Origin of the sequence: Specibacter sp. NPDC078709 (assembly GCF_040686795.1) — a bacterium.
In the GTDB taxonomy this organism is placed as follows: domain Bacteria; phylum Actinomycetota; class Actinomycetes; order Actinomycetales; family Micrococcaceae; genus Specibacter.
Window position 1 is genome coordinate 713746 of the sequence record NZ_JBFBLU010000001.1, and the last position, 22481, is coordinate 736226.

The window sequence follows — 22481 nt, forward strand, 5'->3', positions numbered from 1 at the left end:
GGCGCCGCAGCTCCTGCTCCGTCGCCGTTCTAGAGCCGCGTCAGCCGCAATTCATTCGTCAGGCCGTCCGCGCAGGACACCAGGATCTTTGTGGTTCGGCGCCCGGCAAGCACTGAGGCTCCCGGCGAGCTGGATGCCCACCGTCCTTCCATTTCCACTGTGATCAGGCTTGCTTGGCTGGGCAGTTGACGCCACGGCGCCGCATACGGGGATAGCAGCGGTTCGGACTTGGCCTTGCCATTGTAGAAGCGCAGGTCGGGGTCGGTCACCGAGAGGACCAGCTCCTCACCCTCTGGCTGGATTAACACCACTGAGGGGGTGTCAACTGCCTTCACCACACCGTCGCTGAGCTTCTTGGTGGCTTCGAACACGGCGTGCGCAGTGATACCGGTGGCCCGGTCCTGCACCACATGGGCCGTGTCGTCGTGCCGGAGCACCTTGTAGGGCGCCTTGTCCGGCCGGTTCATCTCGTCGGCGAAGGACGTCATGGATTCCGCCGTAGCTCCCACCACCATGGCGTACTCGTATTTCCCGCGCTTCGGTTTGGTCCCGTGATCAAGAACGGCGCTCGCATATGGCAGCGTCCCCTCAGTCTTGCCGCTCTGATCCGGGGCTGTTTGCACTGACCGGGACACCTCCAAGCGCTGGCCCCTAGGCACGTAGTAGCCCACATTTTGGGGGTCAAGGAGCCACGCCGGATCATGCAGCTGTCCGGCAAAGCTGTAGGGAAGTGCAGTGATCGCGCCTTGCCGCGAATCCTGCGTCGGCACGGACGTATCGGCAAGGTGACATTGGAATAGCGTTGTTTGTGTGCTGTTGGTGCGGTCACGGTTCTCGATCCCGCTCCCCAGAGCCACCACCCTGTTATCAAAAAGGAACACTGACTTGCGGGCATAAAACGTACCGTCATAAACAGCACTTTCATGCAGGCTCATCAGGAACGCGCCATTCTTGCCACCAATCACGCCGCCACCGCCCAAACGTTGGTCGGTCAGCAGCATCTCCTCACCCAAGGGGTGGATGTCAGCTGCCAACTGCTCAAAGGGCAGCTGGATCGCGGTGGTCCCTGGGAACCTGTTCCAATTCCAGCCGGGCTGGACAAAGCCCGAGCCGGCATTACTCACCGGGTCCCCACCACTGAGCACCTGCACCTGGCCATAGGTGAGGTAGCGACCGTACTCGTTGGAACCACCATAGATCTCCGTGGACCACAGGTGTCGGTTGTGCCCTCGCACGGAGACCAGCCAGCCATCCCGCCGCTGTGAAACCAGCGCGGCATGGTTCATCACCTGGCACCCACTCGGGGCCGGTTCCGCGACCACACCTGCACCCGCCAGCTGCTCCGCCAATTCACGTTGCGCCGAAGAAGGCTTTACCGGCAGCAGCCGCAGGAACGCCGCACCCATAACCGGGTCTAGCGCCTGCTTGCCATCCGGACTACCGGCCAATGTCATCACCCGGTAGCCCTCCAGACTTAGCGATTCGCTACCCTTGGGATGCCTGTTGGACAGACTGATCGGAAAGTTGTTCTTGTTGGAATAGAAGCGCATCGCCAACAGGGCCTGGTTCCAGCGCTCGTGCGATTCCGGGGAGATCGCAAAGCTGGTACCCGAGAGCACAGCCAACGCCGGCGCCCCATTACTGAGCCCATCTCGGGCGTATGCCGGATAGTGGCCCATGTGGTGAAAGGTTGCGGAATCGGGCTTAAAGCCGGTTTGGGTCCCCGCCGAAGGACTGATGGCGCGGTTGAGCCACTGCTGCAACAACCCCAGATGCGCCACCTGGGCTGATTCACCGTCGGCCATTAAGGCACCACCCAGCAAGCCCAGCAGCGTGGTGTTGAGGATGTCGAAAATACCGTTGTAGAAAACATCGGCATGCCCGGTCCCCATCCGGAGCCTGCCCATACCCACCATCCAGTGCAGGGTTCCGCGAACATTCTCGAGCCTGTCACGTGAGGCCAGCAGCTCCCGCATCAGCCACACCGAGTCGTAGAACCCCCGGTTCTGGTAGCCGAGGTGGTGAATGGTCCCTTGGACGCTGCCTTCACTCCATCCTTGATCATCGAAGTAGTCGAGCAACCGGATATACAGATCCGCCAGCCTGCCCCTCAGCTCCGAATCCTTCGTCGAGTCGTAGGCCGAGGCCACCTCAAACATGTGGTTGGTGAAGGCCTTCAACCCAATGGTCGGAGCGAGTCGCTTGAGGTCAGCGGCAATGACCGGCGGGTAGATGGCGACCTGATACCCGTTGATTGCACGTCCGCCACCAAGGACACCTGCCTGAGGCACACCCAGCTCGTCGATCTTCGCCACCATGGCATCGACAGAAGCCGCCGTGACTTTCACTTGTTTGCGGACCGTCTGATAGTAGGCTTCCTTGACAGCGTCGAGGTCTGCCAGTTGCCCGGCAGTGGGAGCCGGGGTTGGCAGTGGTTCCCCGGCCAGCTGGGAGAACCAGAGCAGGTCCTGCCAGTGCTGGTTCGCATTCGCGTGGATCTCGGGGTTGACGAACGGCGCCTGCCGGTCAGGGCTCGGGAAGTTCGAGCGCAGCGGCCGGTTGACGATCAACTCGTCGAGATGGACGGTGCCGGCATCGGCTGGGGCAATGAAACGCAGCGTGTCCATGTCTGCCTTGGCCTCCCCCTCCATGTCCTGGTACCGGATCCACGCAGTCCGCCACCCGGTGAAATTCAGGTTCATCTCACACCATGCATCCGTTCGCTGACCGCGTCCGGCCTCAATGCGCAGCTTCCCGGATGACGCCGTCGACTGGTACACCCAGAAGGCCAGCGTGTTGACGTCCAAACCAATATCAACGCCGTTACCTCCCGAGGCAGCCGAGGGAGCGACAATTCCCAAGGGTGCCTGCACAGTGAGTATGGAGTGGGACTCATAGTCCCAGCGCAGGCTGGAATTGCCGGTGTGGTGTACCTCGGAGACAATGCTCAACAGTGATTTGTCGGAGGTGCTGAACTGTGCCGGAACTACGGTTTCCAACAGGAACACCGGTGGCCTAAGTGCCATCGCAGTGGCTTCCAGCTCGGCCAGCGTTGCTGGTGGCACGGCTGCGACTAGAGGGGTTTGGACCGCCGTAGGGGTATCGGCGCTGGCTGGAGACAACGGCACAGCGGCCACTGTGGCCGCACCGGCGGCTGCAACAACAAGCAGGCCGCGACGGCTGATATTCGTGATTGGACCGGGCATTAGGATCGTCCTCCTGAGGAACACTGCGGAAAAACAAATGTGACCCACAGTACATATGCCTCTAGAGCAACGAATCAAGAAGGACTTCACTGCCACACGAACAATGACCTTGGCCGCATCGAAATTCCCAGCATTCTGTGGCTCCTGCGGACTATATGCCTGTCCAAAAAGTCATAAAGCAAAGTAGTCCTTTATTCCTACCCCTCGATCACCCTTGACTGCTTGGTACCGCAGGGTCCCGGCGCCAAGTGCCGGAACCCGTGAAGCAAGGGAATTATGCAATGATGCATGGACTGACTCGCCGGCACATCCTCAAGGGCGCCGGTGCACTGACATTCGCCGGGCTGCTCTCGGCCGGCTTTGCCCCGCTGGCCCAGGCTGCGGAGACCGCCACGGACGCGGACCTTGATGCCTTGCGCGAACGCTGGGCCGACCAGGTCACCGGCCGGAAACTGATTACGGCAGGGGACGCGGACTTCGCAGCCTCCCTGGCCAAGCTCGACGCCGCCGTGAGCGATTCGACGGCCAGGCTGCTGCCGGAGGGAAACCGGGCACAGGTGTTCGCGGATGCCCCGTTCACCTCCGATGTACAGGTGGTCACCACCTACAAGCGGCTGGCCCAAATGGCCGCGGCGTGGACCACGCCCGGCTCCATCCATGAAGGCAGTGCCACCTTGCTGGCCCACATGCTGGCTGCCTTGGATGACGGCAGCCGCCTCATTTACAACAAGGACCAGAAGGAGTTCGGCAACTGGTGGAACTGGGAAATTGGGGTTCCCCGGCCGCTGGGCGAAACCCTGGCCATCCTCGGCAGCCATGTGCCGGCGGAGCTGCGCGGACGGTACATGGCCGCCGTCGACCATTTCATCCCGGACCCCACCATGCAGTTCCCCGCTGAGCGCGGCCCGATCCTCTCCGAGGGTGCGAACCGGGTGGACATCTGCCAGGGCATCATCATCCGGTCAATAATTGGCAATGATCCCGTCCGGCTTGCTGCAGCCATCAATGCCCTGAGCCCCGTGTGGCAGTACGTCACCAGCGGTAACGGCTTCTTCTCCGACGGCTCGTTCGTCCAGCACTCCACCATCGCCTACACGGGAACATACGGGCTCGTGCTGCTCTCGGGCCTGGCCAAGCTGTTCTCCCTGCTCGGCGAGTCGGAACACGCCGTTGCCGACCCCAGCCGCAAGATCCTGTTCAAGACTGTGGAGGATTCCTTTGCACCGTTCCTGCACAACGGCCAGATGATGGATGCCGTGCGCGGCCGCGCCATTTCCCGCGCCAACGAGCGCAGCTACTACAACGGAAACATGGCGATTGAGGCGATCCTGCTGCTGGCCAGGGCGGCGGACCCGGCCACGGCGACACGCTGGCGCGGCCTGTGCCAGGGCTGGATCTCACGGAACAGCTTTGAGAGCCCGATGGCGGGAGCCTCAATCCCTCGCACCGCCTTGTTGAAGGAACTGGCAGCCTCCGGCACCGCACCCATCGCCGAAACACCTGGCCACAGCTTCTTCGCCGGAATGGACCGTTCCGTGTACCGCGGCAACGGCTGGACCATGGCCCTTGGCCTGTGCAGCAACCGCATTGCCTGGTACGAATGCGGCAACGGCGAAAATGACCTCGGTGCCCAGACGGGCTCTGGCATGACCTACTTGTACACGGGCAAGGCCGACCACTTTGACGATGAGTTCTGGCCCACCGCCAACCTCGCCAAGCTGCCGGGCACCACCGTGGACACCACGCCCCTGCCGCGCCGCGTCGAAGGGCAATGGGGCGCCATCACCCCCAAGAACGAGTGGACAGGCGGGGCCACCCTGGGCCGGAACGGCGCTGTAGGCATGCACCTGATTGCACCCGGCGGCACCGGCATGCGTGCGCGCAAGTCCTGGTTCCACACCCCCGACATGGTGGTGGCACTGGGTGCGGACATCCACACCGACAGCGGCGCATCCGTGGAAACCATCGTCGAGCACAGGAACCTCGGTGCCGCCGGTGGCCACACCATGACGGTCGACGGCGCAACCCACACCGCGGCCATCGGCACCCCTGCAGTGCACAGCAATGCGACGTGGGCTCATGTGGAAGGGACCGGCGGCTATCTCATGCTTGGCATGGAACCGCTGACGGTGCTCCGGGAACAGCGCGGGGGAAGTTGGAAAAACATCCACACCAGCGGCCCGGCCGCGGCCATCCAGCGCGAATACGCCACGCTGCTCATTGACCACGGAACCAGCCCGGACGCGGCCGGCTACGCATACGCGCTGCTGCCCGGGGCCACACCGAAGGACACGGAAAAAGCTGCCCGCAAGGCGCCCCGGGTGCTGCGCAACGACGCCGTGGCCCAAGGGGTTTCCTTCGGCGTCAAGCAGGAAGCCGCCATTTTCTGGCAGCCCGGGACGGTGGGATCCATCTCCGCCACTGGCCCCGCCTGCGTGCTCTACGAGGGCAACCCGGGCCAGGGGCAGCTGGCCGTGTCCGACCCGACACAGGCTGCCGAGTCGGTTTCAGTGACCATCGCCGGCACAAAGTACCGGCGCATCACCTCCGGCAGCGGGGCCACACTGTCCCTGGACGCAGCCGGCAACACAGTCGTCACGGTGCACACCGCCGGACTCATGGGCGCCACGGCGGCAATCGGGCTGCACCGCTAATCACCCCTCCCGGAGCACCCTGAACCGAAAAGGGGCGGATCGTAAGATCCGCCCCTCACGTTGCCGCCCCAGTTTGCTCAGCGGGCCAGCACCGGGGAAAGCTCCACCGGGGCCCCTCGCTCGGCGGATTCATAGGCTGCCAGAACAAGTTCCACCACATGCTTTGCGTGTTCGCCGCTGACGGCTGGCACTGCCCCGCCCTCCAGCACGGCAAGGAAGTCGGCCAGCTGCGCCGTGAACGCGTCTTGGATGTCGTGCTCCGAGCGGGTGTGCAGCATGGTGCGGACTCCGTCGATCTTCATGAAGGTGCCGCGGCGCGGATCCACCGTGACGGTGCCGCGTTCACACACCACGAGCATTTCATCAATGTGGTCCGGGGTGTCCGAGGCGATCGTGATGCGCAGCTGAACACCGTTGGCCAGCAGCAGCTCCATGGTCCCGTCGGTCTCCACGGGCGCCCCGAAGCGGTTCAGGGTGCTCGAGGAGATCCGCACGGCGGGCGCCCCGCCAATCCACAGGCTCCGGTCCAGGCAGTGCGCACCAATGTTAATGAACGCGCCGCCGCCAGACACCGCCTTGTCAAAGAACCAGTCGGGGCGGGAGCCGGGGCGGTAATCGGTGCTGCGGTAGTCGTGGATCATGAGCACCCGGCCCAGCCCCCCGCTCGCCAATGCGGACTTGAGTGCCAGTTTTTCGGCCATGAAGTGCTGGATCATCCCCACCACCATGACCACCCCGGCCGCCTCGCAGGCTTCCTCCATGATCCTGGCGTCCTCAAGCGTGGTGGCCATGGGCTTTTCCACCAGCACGTGCACGCCGTGCGAGGCGGCAGCCACCACCATTTCCTTGTGCAGGCTGTGCGGGGTGTTGATGACGACGGCGTCCACCACTCCCGCTTCCAGCATCTGCACGTAGTCGGTGAAGACTGCGGCTCCCCAAGGCGCGGCAACCCGCTGCGCTGTCTCGGCATTCAGGTCGCACACCGCTCCCAGTGCAATCCCGGCAAGGTCCGCGGCCCCCTGTGCATGAAGTCCGGCGACAGCCCCTGCCCCAATGATTCCCAAGCGCATGTTTAGCTCATTTCCCTAATGGTTGTTGTAGTTTTCGTGCACCGTCGCCGGCGTTGTTCTTTGCCCCGCAGGAGTCACGGACCACCAACCGCGGCCGCAGCCGGACCTGGTGGACAGGGCAGTCATCGCCCTCCACGAGGCGGCGCAGCAGGATTTCTGCCGCCATCTTTCCCATGCGGTGCTTGGCCGGGGACACCGCTGTCAGCGGCACTTCCGCCAGGTCGGCCAGCTCGTCGTCATAGGAAACCAGTGCCAGGTCCGCGGGAATGTTCACCCCGGCCCGCCGGGCTGCGGCTTCCAGAAGGGCAGCCTCCCTGTCGCCAAACACCAGGGCGGCGCTCGCCCCGGCAGCCAGGACGTCCTGCAGCAGTCGTTCGGCAGCCCCGGCCTCCCACTCGACCTTCAGCGCCCTCAGCACCAGTGGTGCGAAACCAAGATCGGCGGCGGCCCGCTCATACCCGGCCACAATCGCTGGTTCAGTGGGGGTGTTGGATCGTGTGAGGAGGGCGACGTTGCGGTGGCCCAGCCCGCGCAGGTGGGAGACGGCGTCGTACGCGCCACCCTGGTGGTCCGAACACACGTGCTCCGTCCGGTCCCCCGGCCCCAGATCCATGAGGCTGCGTTCCAGCAATACCACCGGAACGTTCAGCGAGGTCAGCTCCCGCACCCGCTGCTGCGGATCGGCGATCCCGGAGAGCGTGGGCACCAGGATCAACCCGTCCACACCGGCATCGATGAGAAACTGGATGCTTGAATCCTCACGCTCCGGGATGTAGTTGTAGGTCGCCAGGCGCAGGCTGACGCCCTGCGCCGAAAGGGTTTCCTCGATGCCCTGCAGCACGCGCGGGTAGTAGAGCTGGGTGTCGGGCAGCAGCACCCCAACAGTGAACCGGGAACGCCGACGGGCAGGCTGGCGCTCAGCCACGAAGCTGCCGGCGCCCTGGCGGCGCACCACCAGCTCAGTCTGCTCCAACTCTTCATAGGCGCGGCGCACCGTGGTCAGGGACAACCCGGTCTCGGCGGCCAACTGTGCCTCGGTGGGCAGCTTGGCGCCCACAGCCCAGGTGCCGGCCAGGATGCCGCGGCGCAATTCCCCGGCCAGGGCCTGGAATTTCAGCTCCCTGGAGTCTGCGTCACGGATCTTCCCCGCCAGCGGCTTTCCCGCCTGTGTTGTTCCCGCTTGCGTTGTTCCTGCCTGCGTCTTTTCCGCCAGTGGTTTCTTCTTCAAGGCTCCCTTTCATGCTGTCGCATGGCTTGAGTGTGCCAAATGACTAAGAGAGGAATCCACAAGGACTTGGAAAATTCATCTTTTAACCTAGGCAGCATTCTGCGCATTCACTCGGACTCAACGGGCTTGAACGCCAGTTTTGTTGAGGGTAGCCGAAAGCGCCTCACAAAGATACTCCCAAATACTCCTTGAATCATCTCTTTCCTCGCTGCTTGAGTGTTCTCACTGACCGTGACACACAGCACAACTATTTGAAACTAGGAGTATTCCATGACAACGAAATTCCGTTTGGCCCGGACACTCGCCGTGATGGCCGGTGCAGCATTGGCGCTGTCCGCCTGTGGCGGCGGAACCGGCAACTCTTCAGGCAGCGACACAGAGGGCGGTACGGTGTCGTACTGGTCCATGTGGAAAGAGGGCGAGCAGCAGCAACTTATCATTGCTGGGGCCATCAAGGACTTCGAAGCTGAAACGGGCGCAACTGTCAACGTCCAATGGCAGGGCCGGTCCAACGTCCAAAAGCTCGTCCCGGCACTGAACACCAACAATGTCCCTGACATTGTTGACGGCTCCTATGCCAAGCTGGCCCCCGTTCTGGGCGACACCGGACAGGCCCTTCCCCTGACGGATGCTTACGACACTGAGGTTGAGGGCACCAAAGTTTCGGAACTGATTCCAAAAAAGTACCTGAACGCGAACAACATTCTGGATGCGGACGGAACGCCCTGGATGCTGCCCTACAGCCTCACATCGGATGGCTTCTGGTTTGACGCCACCGCCAACCCCGAGCTGGAAACCGCTCCGCCAGCCTCCTGGGATGACTTCATCGCACTGCTGGACAAGTACAAGGCGGAGGGCAAAGTGCCTCTCGCTGCGGATGGCGACATTGGCGGCTACAACTCCATGTGGTTCACCACCGCACTGGTGCGCACCGACGGAGCAGGCTCCTTCGCGAAGGTGGTCCAGGACAAAACAGGCGCCGCCTGGGATGCCCCGAGCGTCCTTGCAGCCGCAAAGAAGGTTGAGCAGATCGTCCAGGGTGACTACCTGATCAAGGGCTACAACGCCAGCAAGTGGCCTGCCCAGCAGCAGGTTTGGGCGACAGGCGGCGCCGAGCTCATGCTCAACGGTTCCTGGATCCCGACGGAAACAGGAACCTACGCCTCCGAAGACTTCAAGTTCTCCTCCTTTCCGTTCCCTGCCGTCGCTGGACAGCCAGCATCTGTACGCGCAGACTTTGGCGGTTGGGCCATCCCCAAAAAGGCGAAGAACCCGCAGCTGGCACAGGAACTTGCCACCTTCCTGCTGAGGAAGGAGTACCAGGACGCCTACGGTGTTGAGGCCAAGGTGTTGCCCATTCGCCAGGATGCAGCCACTTCCCCGGAGATGGCGTCCGTGAAGAAGTCCATTGACAGCGCCGAGGAGATCTACCTCCAAAATGATGGCGTCACATACCCCGGCTACGTTGAGAAGGTCTTCTGGCCCATCAATGATGAGCTGTTCCTGGGCAAGATCAACGCTGCCGAATTCGTCCAAAAGATGAAAACCTCAACGGTTAAGTACTGGAAGGACAACAGCTGATGTCGGCCACAACAGCCCGTCGTCCCCGCGCCTCGGCAGCAGCCGCCGCGCGGGGGCAGGGCGGCAGCAGCATTGACCGCCAGCGGCGCAAGCTCCTTGTACCCTTCGTCGGCCCCGCCTTTATCGTCTACACGCTTCTGTTCATTATTCCCGCCATCGGTGCGGCCTGGATCAGCTTGCACGAATGGGCCGGCGCAGGTCCCATGAAATTTGTAGGCGTCAAGAACTACATCAGAGTGTTCCAAGACGATCTGTTTATGAAATCTTTCGGCAACACTCTCCTGCTGTTGTTCGTGGTTGGTGCAGCCATCTTCATCCTGGCCTTCGCCATGACCCTGGTGCTGCGCGACATGGCAGGCAAGAAGATTGTCCGCAACGTCATCTTCTTCCCGCACCTGATCAACGCCCTGGTCTTCGGTGTGCTGGCCGGGTTCATCTTCAACCCCGGCGGCATGGTCAACACCCTGCTCAAGCCCTTTGGTGTCACCGAACCACCAGCCTGGCTGGCCCAGGAAAACATCTTCCCGCTGATCATGGCAACACTGGTGGCCACCACCACCGGTTACTTCACCACCATCTTGATGGCCGGCGTCGACCGCATTCCCCCCTACTACTACGAGGACTGCGCCTTGGCCGGTGCCAACGCATGGCAGCGCCTGCGCTACGTGATCCTGCCCCTGACCTGGGACGTGTTCGGCACCTGCGCGGTACTGTGGACCATCTCCTCCGTCAAGATCTTTGAGATCATCTGGGTCTTCGGCGGCAGCAGCGGTGCCGGCATTCCGCCCACACAGAGCTGGACCACCGCCGTGTACACCTACGTCACGGCCTTCTCCGGCCAGTCCACACCTGCCTACGGCGCGGCTACCGCCTCCGCCATCATCTCACTGGCCCTGGTATCCGTCCTCGTGGTGTTCCTGCGCCGCGCCATGCGCCGTGACGCCGTTGAATTCTAAGGATCTGTCCATGTCTATTCTCACCGCCCCCGAAGAGACTTCCGCGGGCACTCCACAGGGCCCCGGCTCCAGCGGCCCCGGCAAGAACAGCACCAAGCGCAGCAAGAACCACCGCGGCGTCAGCCCTGCCCTCCGCGCGGAAAGCAACATCATCCGCAGCATTGGCGTGGTCCTGCTGTGGGCTGTTGTCGCCATCAGCGTCGGCATGCTGTTGTGGATGGTGTTGCAGGCGTTCCGCGACACCCGCTCCATCCTCGCCAGCCCCTGGGGCATGCCGGAAACCCTTGACTTCTCCAACTTTGTCAACGCCTGGACCGTCAGCGACTTTGCCACGGCAACCTGGAACTCGGTCATCACCACGGGCGTTTCATCGTTCCTGACAGTGGCCTTCGCCGCACCAGCTGCGTACTATCTCGCCCGGGTGGAAAGCCGTTTCACCAACGGGCTGAGCCTGTACTTCATCCTGGGCCTGGGCATCCCGGCACAGGTCATCTTGATCCCGTTGTTCGTCATGTTGAACAAGGTGTATTTGACGGACAGCCTTGTCGGTTTGAACCTTGTCTACATTGCCAGTTCCATGCCGTTCACGGTGTTCTTGCTGACCGCGTTCTTCCGCAGCCTGCCCATGGAGATGGAGGAGGCCGCCGCGCTCGACGGCGCCTCCGCCTTGCGCACCTTCGTCCGGATCACACTGCCACTGGCCAAGGGCGGCATCCTGACCGCGTTTGTGCTGCAGGTCGTGGCGCACTGGAACGAGACGCTGCTGGCACTGACCCTGATCCAGTCCACCGAAAAGTACACCCTGCCTGTTGCCTTGATTTCCTTTGTGCAGCAGCAGACCTACTCCGGCGCCGATTGGGGCGGCCTGTTCGCGGGCCTCTGCATCGTGGTCCTGCCCATGCTGATCATCTATATCTGGCTGGGCCGGCGCCTCACCGAGGGCCTGACCCTGGGCATGGGCAAATAGTGTCCTCACCCAACCTGCTTTTCATTGTCGCCGACCAGTTCCGGGCCATGTGCCTGGAGCCGGGCGGCGACCCTGTTTCCACCCCGTTTTTGGATGCCATGAAGCACGACGGCGTATCCCTCACCCACGCGGTCAGCAGCTACCCGGTGTGCAGCCCGCACCGGGCCATGATGATGTCCGGGCAGTATCCGGAGGCCAACGGCGTCACCCACAACGTCAACTCCGAGACTGCCATCTGGGGCGTTGGCCTCCGCCCGGACGCACCGTCCTGGGCTGCTGTGTTGCGCGACGCCGGGTACAACACCGGTTACATTGGCAAGTGGCATTTGGAAGCGCCCGTGCCCGAGGACGCCGTCCACGGCACCGGTCCGCTCGAAGACGGCCGCTACTGGGATGCCTGGTCCCCGCCGGATCGCCGCCATGGCTTTGATTTTTGGTATTCCTACGGCTGTTGCGATGAGCATCTCACCCCGCACTATTGGACGTCCGACGCCGGCCGGCACCAGCGCGTCAACGTCACCGGGTGGTCGGCCGCCCATGAGAGCGACGTGGCGATTGAGTTTCTGCAACGGGCCGCCACGGATCCCCCGGGCGGTGCCACCGGCGTGCCGGGCCCCTCCACCGGGGGCCGCCCGTTTGCGCTGGCCGTGTCATGGAACCCGCCGCACCAGCCCTTCGACCAACTGCCAGCAGACCACGACACCAGCTACACGTCCCGCACACCCGCCGAGCTGCTGAACCGGCCCAATGTGGAGCTGGATTCCCTCATCGGTGGGGAGGCAGCGGCCATCGCACCGCTCTACTACGCCGCCGTCAGCGCCATCGATGCCCAGGTGGGCCGGCTGCTGGGCTCCCTTGACTCGTTGGGACTGGCGGATGACACCCTTGTCATCTTCACCTCGGACCACGGCCAGCAGATGGGCAGCCACGGCCTGCTCTACAAAAACGTCCCCTTTGAGGAATCCATGCGGATCCCTTGGGTCATGCGCTGGCCCGGACGCCTGGAGAGCACCGCCGCAGACCGGGTGGGTATCTCCAGCATCGACATGGCACCGACACTGCTGGGGCTGCTGGGCCACAGCGCCGCGGTGCCGGCAGCCATGCACGGCAAGGACATCTCCGCCGTGCTGCTCGCCCAAGGCGAGGGCGCCGCGGAGGAGGGATGCGCTGGGAGGCTGGGCACGCCGTCGTCCCTGTACTTCTACTACCCCCGCGATGAAAACGACGTTGCTATCCGGGGGCTGCGGACGGCGACCGGAAAAATAATTGCCCGTTTCCATGCGGGGCAAGGGCTCAGCATTTCTGTCTTCAACCTGCTGGATGACCCCTACGAACTAGAGAACATCACCGATCCAGCCGTGGTCCGGCGCTGGGCGGGGGACCTCTCCGACGCGCTGGTGGCGGCGGGCCAGTCCTGGCGCGGACAAGAAGCGTTGGAAGAATTGGCAAACACTACGTTGGGAGCACACCTGTGAACATTCTTCTGATCATGGCCGACCAGTTCGCGGCCCATGCGCTGACCCGGTCCCGCCCCGAAGATGCGCATTTCCATACGCCGAACCTCGACCGTCTGGCAGCCGTCTCCACGGTGTTCACGCAGGCCTATACTCCGTTCCCGTTGTGCGTGCCGGCACGCAGCGCCATGATCACGGGCAGGCACCCGCACCAGCTGGGCATCATGTCCAACAAGCCTGCGGGAGCAGACGGAGCCGGTGGTCCAGCCGAACCGGGCCACGGTCCAGATTCGCTGGGCCACTGGTTCACGGCCGCCGGCTGGGACTGCGCCTACGCCGGGAAGTGGCATGCCCTGCAGGCCAGTGCCACGGAACATGACGGCTTTGCGCCTATCCATCCGTTCGGCGATGAGGGTTTGGTGGAGGCCTGTCACGAGTGGCTGGGCAGGCGCAACGCCCGCTCCAGCAGCACGCCGGGCCAACCCGATGCGGACCGGCCCTTTTTTCTCGTCGCGTCCTTCGACGATCCCCACACCATCTGCGAATACGCCCGATCCCAGCCCATGCCCTATGGTCCGGTCGCGGGCATTCCCACCGCGGACGCCCCGCCCCTGCCGCCCAATTTCCTCAAGGCGCCGTACGCCCCCGAGGCCTTGGCCATGGAACAACATGCGGCGGCCCGCTTGTACGGCACCTCCGGGTTCAGCCCCGACGCCTGGCGGGACTACCGCGCCACCTACGCCGCTTTGGTGGCACGCGTTGACCAACGCGTGGGGCAGCTGCTGGACGGGATCGATTTGGCAAGCACCGCCGTCGTATTTGTCAGCGACCATGGCGACGGCGACGCCTCCCACGGCTGGAACCAGAAGACGGCGCTGTACCAGGAATGCATCAAGGTGCCATTTCTGGTTCATGTCCCTGGCCGGGCTGCAGCCGTGGTCGATGACCCCGTGGCGGCCGTATTAGGGCTGCTCCCCACGCTGTGCGAGGTGGCGGGAATTTCGGCTCCGGATGGACTCGCAGCACCATCGGCACTGCAGCGGGACCAGCAGCCGGTGGTAGTGCAAACCTCGTTCCAGGACGCTGCCGCACTACCCGGCGCAGGGACCTCGGGGAGGGCGCTCATCATGGGACAGTGGAAATACTCGGTGTACAGCTGGGGCGCGCACCGCGAGCAGCTGCACGATTTGGACGCGGACCCCGGCGAGCAGCGCAATCTTGCCGTGGAGGGCTCCCATGCGCCGGTGCTTGAACGGATGCGCACGGGATTGCTCCGCTGGGCACTGGCAACCGGAGACTCTGTGTTCTTGAAGAAGCTGGTCTTGCCCTTTGGCGCGGCATCCGGGACCCATGCAGAAATTTTTCGCCGCCCCTACTAGCAGCTGGGAACTCTCTGGGCGTAAGCTGACAGGACATACCCACGGAATATCCAGCGTATTCCCAGCGAATAGTCGGAGACTGAAATGGTGAAAAAGACTGGACCTGAAGCCAAACTGCTTGTTGTAGACGACGAGCCCAATATTCGTGAGCTCCTCTCAACCTCCCTGCGTTTCGCCGGGTTTGAGGTCATTGCCGCCGCCAACGGTCGTGACGCATTGGCCGCCGCCGAGGAGCACAACCCCGATCTTGCTGTCCTGGATGTCATGCTCCCCGACATGGACGGATTCACCGTGACCCGCCGCCTGCGTGCCGCCGGACGGCACTTCCCTGTGCTGTTCCTGACGGCTCGAGATGACACCGAAGACAAGGTCACCGGCCTGACCGTTGGCGGCGATGACTACGTCACCAAGCCGTTCAGCCTCGATGAGGTGGTGGCCCGTATCCGTGCCGTGCTGCGCCGCACTCAGCCCACCGAAGATGACGATGCCGTACTGCGCGTTGCCGATCTAGAGCTCGACGACGACGCCCACGAAGTGCGCCGCGCCGGCAAGACGGTGGAATTGTCCCCCACCGAGTTCAAGCTGCTGCGCTACTTGATGCTCAACCCGAATCGTGTGCTGTCCAAGGCTCAAATCCTTGACCATGTGTGGGAATACGATTTCAACGGGGATGCCTCGATCGTGGAGTCCTACATCTCCTACCTGCGCCGCAAAGTGGACATTGACGCTTCACTGCCTGCCCTCATCCAGACCAAGCGCGGCGTGGGCTACGTGCTGCGGACGGCTGATAAGCGCTAGCGCCGCACCAGTACATTGATTACGTTGTGGAAAAACGCCTCCCTGCGCTCACAGCTGGTGGCCATCATCAGCGCCCTGTTGAGCGTTTCCTTGCTGGCTCTGGGAGCCACAACGTTTCTTTTGCTGCACTCTTTTCTGGAAGATCAGATGGACACGCAGCTCACCACCTTCCAGCGCTCCATTGTGAACATCGGAACGGTGGATTCGCAGAACACCGGGCAAACTCCCTTTGCCTTTGACTACTACGTGGGGTTCCATTTTTCTGATGGTTCGTTAGCGGATCAGAACCGTTCGGGCCAAGACAAACCTGTCTATCCCAACTACTCCATGGATGAAGCACACGCGCTGAATGGCAAGACGTTCACCGTCCCCAGCAGCGACGGTGGCGCCCCTTGGCGAGTGACAATCGTCGCCCCGCAGAAGTTCAGCTTTGGAACGGGTGAACTGAACCCGGGTAGCACTTCCTATGTTGGTTATGTTGTCGTGGGGCTGCCCTATGAAAACCTAAACATGACCATGGAACGCCTTGCTGTGGTCATTGCCGGGGTCGCCATCTTGGCCGTCACCCTGGGCACCATGATTGCCTACTGGACCGTCACCCGCTCCTTCAGACCCTTGAGCCGTGTAGAGAAGACAGCAGCAGCCATTGCCGCCGGCGATCTCTCCCGCCGCGTGGACATTGAGAATCCTGCCACGGAAGTGGGCCGTTTGTCCGGCTCACTGAACGCCATGTTGGCCCATATTGAGCATGCCTTCGCCGCTAGGACGGCTTCTGAAAAGAAGATGCGACGCTTTGTCGCCGACGCCTCTCACGAACTGCGCACCCCGCTGGTGACCATCCGCGGCTTCTCAGAGCTGTACCGCCACGGGGCTCTGCAAACGCCTGAAGATGTGGGCACAGCCATGGGCCGGATCGAGAGCGAAGCCAAGCGCATGGGCGAGCTGGTCGAGGACTTGCTGGTCCTGGCCCGCATCGACGAGCAGCGCCCCTTGCAACTCAAACCCGTGGACCTGCTGATCTTGGGCCACGACGCCGTCCTGGACGCCAGAGCCACCGCCCGGGACCGGTCCTTTGCCGTTATAGGGCTCGACGGCGGACCCGGCACCCCCGCGCCGACCGTCGGAGACGAGGCGAAACTGCGCCAGGTCGTGGCAAATCTGATGGGCAACGCTCTGCGCTACACCCCCGAGGGATCCCCCATTGAAATCATGGTCGGCACCCGGCACGAGGGCATCTCACTCTACTCCGTGATCAAGATTCGTGACCATGGGCCGGGTATCTCAGCCGAGGAAGCGCCGCGTGTTTTCGAACGGTTCTACCGCGCGGACTCCTCCCGCGATAGGAACACCGGCGGCAGCGGTCTGGGACTCGCTATAGTGTCAGCCATTGTCGCCTCCCACGAAGGAACTGTCAGGCTGGAAGACACCCCCGGCGGCGGGGCAACCATGGTCATAGAGCTGCCTTACAAAGCCGAACAAGCCGAGTCCGATGAACTTGGAGCCGAAGATCTTGGGGCCGAAGAACCCGGCGGCGAACCCGGGATTGATTCCTCCACAGACTGACCAGCGAGCCCTGCTTCCCACGGTTCCATCGTCAGGGGTTTCACTGCCTCAGGGCCACTTCTAGGCTGGATTTATCAGTGACATTCACTGGACACCAGCAACGAAGGCAAGGTAATTCCCATGGCACAGTTCAACGTCAACAGTGACGATCTCGCCCTGAAGAGCACAGCCGTCAAGGGATCTGTAGAAAGGATCCGGGCCGAGGTGGACGCCATGAAGCGCAACCTGTTGGATCTGCAATCCTCGTGGACGGGAACCGCGGCCACCAACTTTCAGTCCCTCATGGTGGAGTGGCATTCCACGGAGCTCAAAGTGGAAGCATCTCTGGAGAGCATCAACTCCGCCTTGTCCATGGCCGCAACGCAATACGCACAGGCCGAGGCTGCCAACACCCGCATGTTTACGGCCCGCTAACCGTGGCCATTCCCGGCCGGCTTTGGTGACTGATTCCGGCCGTCGCCCGCTTTTAGTGGCGGCGCTGGCCGGAAAACTGGACTCGCTTTCACGGACAGTCAACTTTCAATTATTCAGATATTTGTTTGAGAAAACACTATTGTTTCTAAGTTTACTAGGATAAAATTGACTATGGGCACGTCGAAGTGGCCCGGATCTTCAGAGGAATCCAACCTTTCCGGACCGTCAGTTTCAGGATCTAATCCCGAGAAACCACTCGAGAGTAACTCGGCTGTGAACTTTGAGGCATCCCAGGAATCTCCAGCCGTCGCTCGTCCACAAAAGCCAAACAAGCTAAGCGCAGATCCTGCGTGGATTCACCGCAATGTCTTGCGCTTTGCCGAACCCCTGACCATGCCCCGGCCAAACATGGAGCCGGTTTACGGTGGGTCCAAGAGAGTTCAACGGCTTTTGCCTCCTATGACGGCCGAGGAACAGGCGAACTACATTGAATGGACACCTCAGCGTGGAACTGCTGCTCTGGCTGAGTTGGACCCTGCAGATCTCACCGATGAGGAACTGCTCAATTTCATTCAAGCCACTGAACGGCAGGCGGCTTGGTCTATGGCCCGGCAAGCAGCCGCGATCAATGAGTTTGCCACACGGCGTCCACCTGTTCTTGGCGAGGAACCCTCAGCCAAACACCCAGACCGCTCACGCTATGCAGCCGCGGAACTCATGGCCATGTTTGCCATTGGCAGCGGAGCCGCAGAACATCTCATCACCGACGCCGAGCTTCTGATCCAACACCTCCCCGATACCTTCGCCCAGTTCAACGATGGTTCCTTGGACATTCGCCGTGTACGGGCAGTGATTCGCGGATGCGAGAACACGCCCCCACAAATTCTGCACGAACTCGAGACCGAGTTCCTCAATTACGCCATGAGTTGCAATCCGAATGCGCTGACACGGAAAGTTCGCGGTATCGCCGAACGGCACAATCCCGAACCCATTGAGCAGCGCCACCGCAGGGCCCGGACCAGCCGCGACGTCTGGATCAGCCCTCTGCCGGACGGCATGGCTTACTTGGGAGCCCGCCTACCAGCAACCGAAGCCGCGCTTCTTTTCAATTCATTGGAAGACTGGGCCAAGGCAGCCAAGAGCAACGGAGATGACAGCCACGGGTTCACGCCCACAGGGCGGCCGTCGCGCTCACTTGGAGAGTATCGTGCCGATGTCCTGATGGATTTGCTCCATCAAGTGCTGCTGCACAACTCATCCGGTTCCCATCCTGAGCAATCCAGTGCAGAGCAATCCGATCAAGCGCACTCCAATCGTGCTCAGCAATGCGGCCCCTACTTCAAGAACCGTATACCGGCAGTTCTGAACATCACCGTTTCGGCTGACAGACTCCTCGGCACATCCGCTGACCCAGCCACACTCGAAGGCTTCGGGCCCATTCCAATCGATGACGAAAAGGAATTGGCCGCCACCGCAAAATTCTGGCGAAGATTCCTCACCGACCCCGATTCGGGGCGCATTGTGAGCGTTGGTAGAAAAACGCGAAAACCACCCAAGGCGATGGCCCGGGAAGTACGTTTTCGGGACCCTGTCTGTACCGGCATTGGTTGCGACCGACCTGCCAGATCTTGCGAACTAGACCACACCACGCCCTACCACAAGTTTGCCTATACCGACGATGGCGTAATTCTGCCACTGGGCGAGACCAGCATCGAGAACTTACGCCCCCGATGCCCGTACTGCCACCACGTCAAGGATGATCCGCACACCGGCTGGACTGTCGAAAGTGTCAGCCCGGGAGTCACCCGGACCGTGACACCCACCGGCCGGGTCTATCTTCAAACGCAAGGTGACATGGCGCCGCCGTTTTGAGCACGACGAAGCATTCCTGCCGAGTGCGGCTACGCTTCAGCCAGAGTTCGGCTGACGGTGCGGCAAGAGTTCGGCTGACGGTCCGGTTGCTGGAGCTGGGGCCCCAACGCTGACCAACTTTCGTGGTTCTATGCTTCGAGTGTCCCTTGGTGGAAGCGCAGTCGCCATTGGTCGTTGTCGAAGTTCCACAAGGAGCTTCGCAGAACGGAACGTCCCGGTGCACTACTCCGATACGTCAGCAAAGCGGTGGAGGTATCAAGCTGAGCGAGCCCCATAACCTCCATATCGACGGTCACTGATTCTTCCTCACTCAGCATCTGAATGGTTTCGGCCCTGGTCCACACTCGACCGCTGCTGCCGATCTCTTCGAAATCAGGGTGCAGCAGCTCTGCAACCCGGAATGGATCGGCGCGGACAGCAGGGTCCAGTAGTTCCCTCTCCTGCTCGATGACTGCATCAATTCCCTTTGTACGGCCCGGGGTAAACGAAGGATCCGGCTCATCGTCCATGACCGAGAAGAGGTCCGGCTGATCTTGATCACCAAAGAGTGCTTGTTCACCAAAAGCTGGGGGTACTAGGTTCCGAACCGGAGCTGTTGCGCTCTGAAGCGGGCTCGACGGCCCGGCGGCGTTGTTCTTGGAAGCACTATCGGCCTGCACGACGCCAGTAGCGTGAGTGTCCCTAGAGGACGGGGAATCGCCTGAAGTCTGGTTCGCGGCAGCGGTCTGGGCGCCAGGGAATCCGGGACCCGAGTTCGGCTGGCGCTTGGCCTGGTAAGCGGTGGCAGCATCGCGGGCGCGGTCGTCGGCGGCTTCGTTGAGATCGTGACCGGCGTGGCCCTTGACCCATTCAAAGGTGTATTTGCGGCCCACAAGCGCCGCATCAATCTCCTTGAGCAGTTCAAGGTTCAGCACGGGCTTGCCATCGGACTTCCGCCAGCCCTTCCGCTTCCAGCCCGGCATCCACTTGGTGACACTGTTGATCACGTACTGGCTGTCGCACAAGATGTGCAGCGGCTCCTCCGGTAGGTGGGCCGTGGACTTGAACAGATCCAGCACGGCCATGAGCTCGCCCATGTTATTGGTGCCGTGTGGCCAACCGCCAGCCCGCCAGCAGCTGTCGTCGACGTACCAAGCCCAGCCAGCAGGACCAGGATTTCCCAAAGCCGAACCATCGGCGGCAGCAATAATTGTCATAAGTTACATACTTTCAGACTCCGCTGACACTCACGCACACAAGGGGGCGCCAACAACCAACCGCCAGGGCAAGCAAAAGGCTCCCTTACAGCAATGGCAAGGGAGCCTTTCAATTTTGTAACCAACCCACTCAGGGCGCGAACCCACATATGGGCCCACGCACCCGAGGGGCCCCAATTGAATACGCGCCAGCGGATTCAATTGGGGAGGGGGTGGGGATTAGAAGCCGCCCATGCCGCCCATGTCGTCGCCGCCACCGGCCGGAGCAGCCTTTTCAGGCTTATCGGCGATGACTGCTTCTGTGGTGAGGAACAATGCAGCAATGGAGGCCGCGTTCTGCAGTGCAGAGCGGGTCACCTTTACCGGGTCGTTGACGCCGGCAGCCAGCAGGTCTTCGTACTCGCCGGTTGCAGCGTTCAGGCCGTGGCCGTTGGGCAGTGAGCGGACCTTGTCCACAACAACGCCGGGCTCCATGCCGGCGTTGAGAGCAATCTGCTTCAACGGGGCGTCAATGGCAACACGAACAATGTTGGCGCCTGTTGCTTCGTCGCCGGTCAGGTTCAGGGAATCGAAGGCCTTGACACCGGCCTGGATCAGAGCAACGCCACCGCCGGGGACGATGCCTTCTTCGACAGCAGCCTTGGCGTTACGCACTGCATCTTCAATGCGGTGCTTGCGTTCCTTGAGCTCAACTTCGGTTGCCGCACCAGCCTTGATGACTGCAACGCCGCCGGCCAGCTTGGCCAGGCGTTCCTGCAGCTTCTCGCGGTCGTAGTCGGAATCGGAGTTTTCGATTTCGGCACGGATCTGAGCAACGCGACCTGCGATGGCCTCGGCGTCGCCGGCTCCATCAACAATGGTGGTCTCGTCCTTGGTCACAACAACCTTGCGAGCCTTACCCAGCAGGTCAAGTGTGGTGTTTTCCAGCTTGAGGCCTACTTCTTCAGCGATGACCTGGCCACCGGTGAGGATGGCGATGTCGGAGAGCTGAGCCTTGCGGCGGTCGCCGAAGCCCGGTGCCTTGACGGCGACGGACTTGAACAGGCCACGGATCTTGTTCACGATCAGTGTTGCCAGTGCTTCGCCTTCGATGTCTTCGGCGATGATCAGCAGCGGCTTGTTTGAAGCCATGACCTTTTCCAGAACTGCAACAAGGTCCTTGACGCTGGAGATCTTGGAGTTCACGATCAGGATGTACGGGTCTTCGAGGACCGTTTCCTGACGCTCGGTGTCGGTTACGAAGTAAGCGGAGATGTAACCCTTGTCGAAGCGCATGCCTTCGGTGAGTTCAAGCTCCAAGCCGAAGGTGTTGGACTCCTCGACGGTGATGACGCCTTCCTTGCCGACCTTATCCAAGGCTTCAGCAATGAGGGCACCGATCTCGGGATCGCCGGCGGAGATGGACGCGGTAGCGGCGATCTCTTCCTTGGTCTCGATTTCCTTGGCGGAAGCGAGCAGCTGCTCGATGACGGCTGCAACAGCCTTCTCGATGCCGCGCTTGAGGGACAGCGGGTCGGCTCCGGCAGCTACGTTGCGCAGGCCTTCCTTGACCAGAGCCTGAGCCAGAACGGTGGCTGTGGTGGTGCCGTCGCCAGCGATGTCGTCAGTCTTCTTGGCGACTTCCTTGACCAGCTCAGCGCCGATCTTCTCATAGGGATCGTCAAGTTCAATTTCCTTGGCGATGGATACACCATCGTTGGTGATCGTGGGGGCGCCCCACTTCTTTTCGAGAACAACGTTGCGACCGCGCGGGCCCAAGGTTACCTTGACAGCGTCGGCGAGGATGTTCAACCCACGCTCAAGACCGCGGCGTGCCTCTTCATCAAATGCAATGAGCTTGGCCATGGAGGCTTCAGTCCTTTCGGGACAGTCATTTTTACGATTCTTATCTCCTCGCAAGGCGCCCGCGACGGACGGATCAGTCTCTGTTGATCTAGTTACAACAGCGGCAAACCCTCGCCCAGTGAGGAAAGTTCAATACCCTGACAGCGACAAAACAGCTAGAAACTAGCAGTCACCACCTCAGAGTGCTAACTCAATAATTAGCACTCGACACCCCAGAGTGCAAGCGGGAGCGTCACTATGAGCTTGCGGCGAACGTCTAAGCAGCAACTTCGAACCCCACACTGCCAGCACTGCGTGC

At 61.8% G+C, this 22481-nt stretch carries 15 protein-coding genes; 10 read left to right on the plus strand and 5 right to left on the minus strand.

Annotated features, from left to right (window positions below; all coding sequences use genetic code 11):
• Nucleotides 1-29: 29 nt before the first annotated feature.
• Nucleotides 30-3206 (minus strand): chondroitinase family polysaccharide lyase, encoded by a 3177-nt coding sequence (locus tag AB0P14_RS03115; RefSeq protein ID WP_363837590.1) that lies wholly within the window; start codon nt 3204-3206, stop codon nt 30-32.
• 281 nt (nt 3207-3487) lie between these two features.
• On the opposite strand from AB0P14_RS03115, the gene AB0P14_RS03120 reads away from it, so the two are divergent.
• A complete protein-coding gene (locus AB0P14_RS03120; RefSeq protein ID WP_363837592.1) occupies nt 3488-5860 on the plus strand; it encodes a polysaccharide lyase 8 family protein in 2373 nt (790 codons plus the stop codon).
• A gap of 77 nt (nt 5861-5937) precedes the next feature.
• On the opposite strand, the gene AB0P14_RS03125 is transcribed toward AB0P14_RS03120, so the two are convergent.
• Entirely contained in the window at nt 5938-6930 is a 993-nt protein-coding gene (locus tag AB0P14_RS03125) for a Gfo/Idh/MocA family oxidoreductase (RefSeq protein WP_363837595.1), read from the minus strand.
• Nucleotides 6931-6937: 7 nt separating this feature from the next.
• Entirely contained in the window at nt 6938-8158 is a 1221-nt protein-coding gene (locus AB0P14_RS03130; protein ID WP_363837598.1) for a substrate-binding domain-containing protein, read from the minus strand.
• 270 nt (nt 8159-8428) lie between these two features.
• Between AB0P14_RS03130 and AB0P14_RS03135 the strand changes: the two genes are divergently transcribed.
• From AB0P14_RS03135 to AB0P14_RS03175, 9 genes are all read left to right on the plus strand, one after another.
• The gene (locus tag AB0P14_RS03135) at nt 8429-9739 is read left to right on the plus strand and encodes an extracellular solute-binding protein (RefSeq protein WP_363837601.1); all 1311 of its coding nucleotides are present in this window, start codon (nt 8429-8431) and stop codon (nt 9737-9739) included.
• On the plus strand, nt 9739-10695 hold the full coding sequence (locus tag AB0P14_RS03140) for a sugar ABC transporter permease (protein ID WP_363837604.1): 957 nt from the start codon (nt 9739-9741) through the stop codon (nt 10693-10695). Before AB0P14_RS03135 ends, AB0P14_RS03140 begins: the two co-directional genes overlap by 1 nt.
• Before the next feature lie 10 nt (nt 10696-10705).
• Nucleotides 10706-11662: a carbohydrate ABC transporter permease gene (locus AB0P14_RS03145; RefSeq protein ID WP_363837607.1), complete on the plus strand. Its 957-nt coding sequence runs from the start codon at nt 10706-10708 to the stop codon at nt 11660-11662.
• Complete coding sequence (locus AB0P14_RS03150) at nt 11662-13137, plus strand: sulfatase (protein ID WP_363837610.1); 1476 nt, start codon at nt 11662-11664, stop codon at nt 13135-13137. Before AB0P14_RS03145 ends, AB0P14_RS03150 begins: the two co-directional genes overlap by 1 nt.
• Nucleotides 13134-14495: a sulfatase-like hydrolase/transferase gene (locus AB0P14_RS03155; RefSeq protein WP_363837613.1), complete on the plus strand. Its 1362-nt coding sequence runs from the start codon at nt 13134-13136 to the stop codon at nt 14493-14495. The genes AB0P14_RS03150 and AB0P14_RS03155 overlap by 4 nt, the downstream gene beginning before the upstream one ends.
• Before the next feature lie 87 nt (nt 14496-14582).
• Nucleotides 14583-15293 carry a response regulator transcription factor gene (locus tag AB0P14_RS03160; protein WP_062294031.1) on the plus strand — a complete coding sequence of 237 codons (711 nt, stop codon included), beginning with the start codon at nt 14583-14585 and terminating at the stop codon, nt 15291-15293.
• Between the two features lie 24 nt (nt 15294-15317).
• The gene (locus AB0P14_RS03165; RefSeq protein ID WP_363837616.1) at nt 15318-16856 is read left to right on the plus strand and encodes a HAMP domain-containing sensor histidine kinase; all 1539 of its coding nucleotides are present in this window, start codon (nt 15318-15320) and stop codon (nt 16854-16856) included.
• A gap of 120 nt (nt 16857-16976) precedes the next feature.
• Entirely contained in the window at nt 16977-17270 is a 294-nt protein-coding gene (locus AB0P14_RS03170; protein WP_363837619.1) for a WXG100 family type VII secretion target, read from the plus strand.
• A 459-nt stretch (nt 17271-17729) separates the two neighbouring features.
• Nucleotides 17730-19142: a DUF222 domain-containing protein gene (locus AB0P14_RS03175; RefSeq protein WP_363837621.1), complete on the plus strand. Its 1413-nt coding sequence runs from the start codon at nt 17730-17732 to the stop codon at nt 19140-19142.
• A gap of 128 nt (nt 19143-19270) precedes the next feature.
• Here the strand turns inward: AB0P14_RS03175 and AB0P14_RS03180 are convergent, their stop codons facing one another.
• Nucleotides 19271-20338, minus strand: coding sequence for a ribonuclease HI family protein (locus AB0P14_RS03180; protein ID WP_363837624.1), 1068 nt, complete (start codon nt 20336-20338; stop codon nt 19271-19273).
• A gap of 219 nt (nt 20339-20557) precedes the next feature.
• On the minus strand, nt 20558-22183 hold the full coding sequence (groL, locus tag AB0P14_RS03185) for a chaperonin GroEL (RefSeq protein WP_363837626.1): 1626 nt from the start codon (nt 22181-22183) through the stop codon (nt 20558-20560).
• Nucleotides 22184-22481 lie beyond the last annotated feature (298 nt).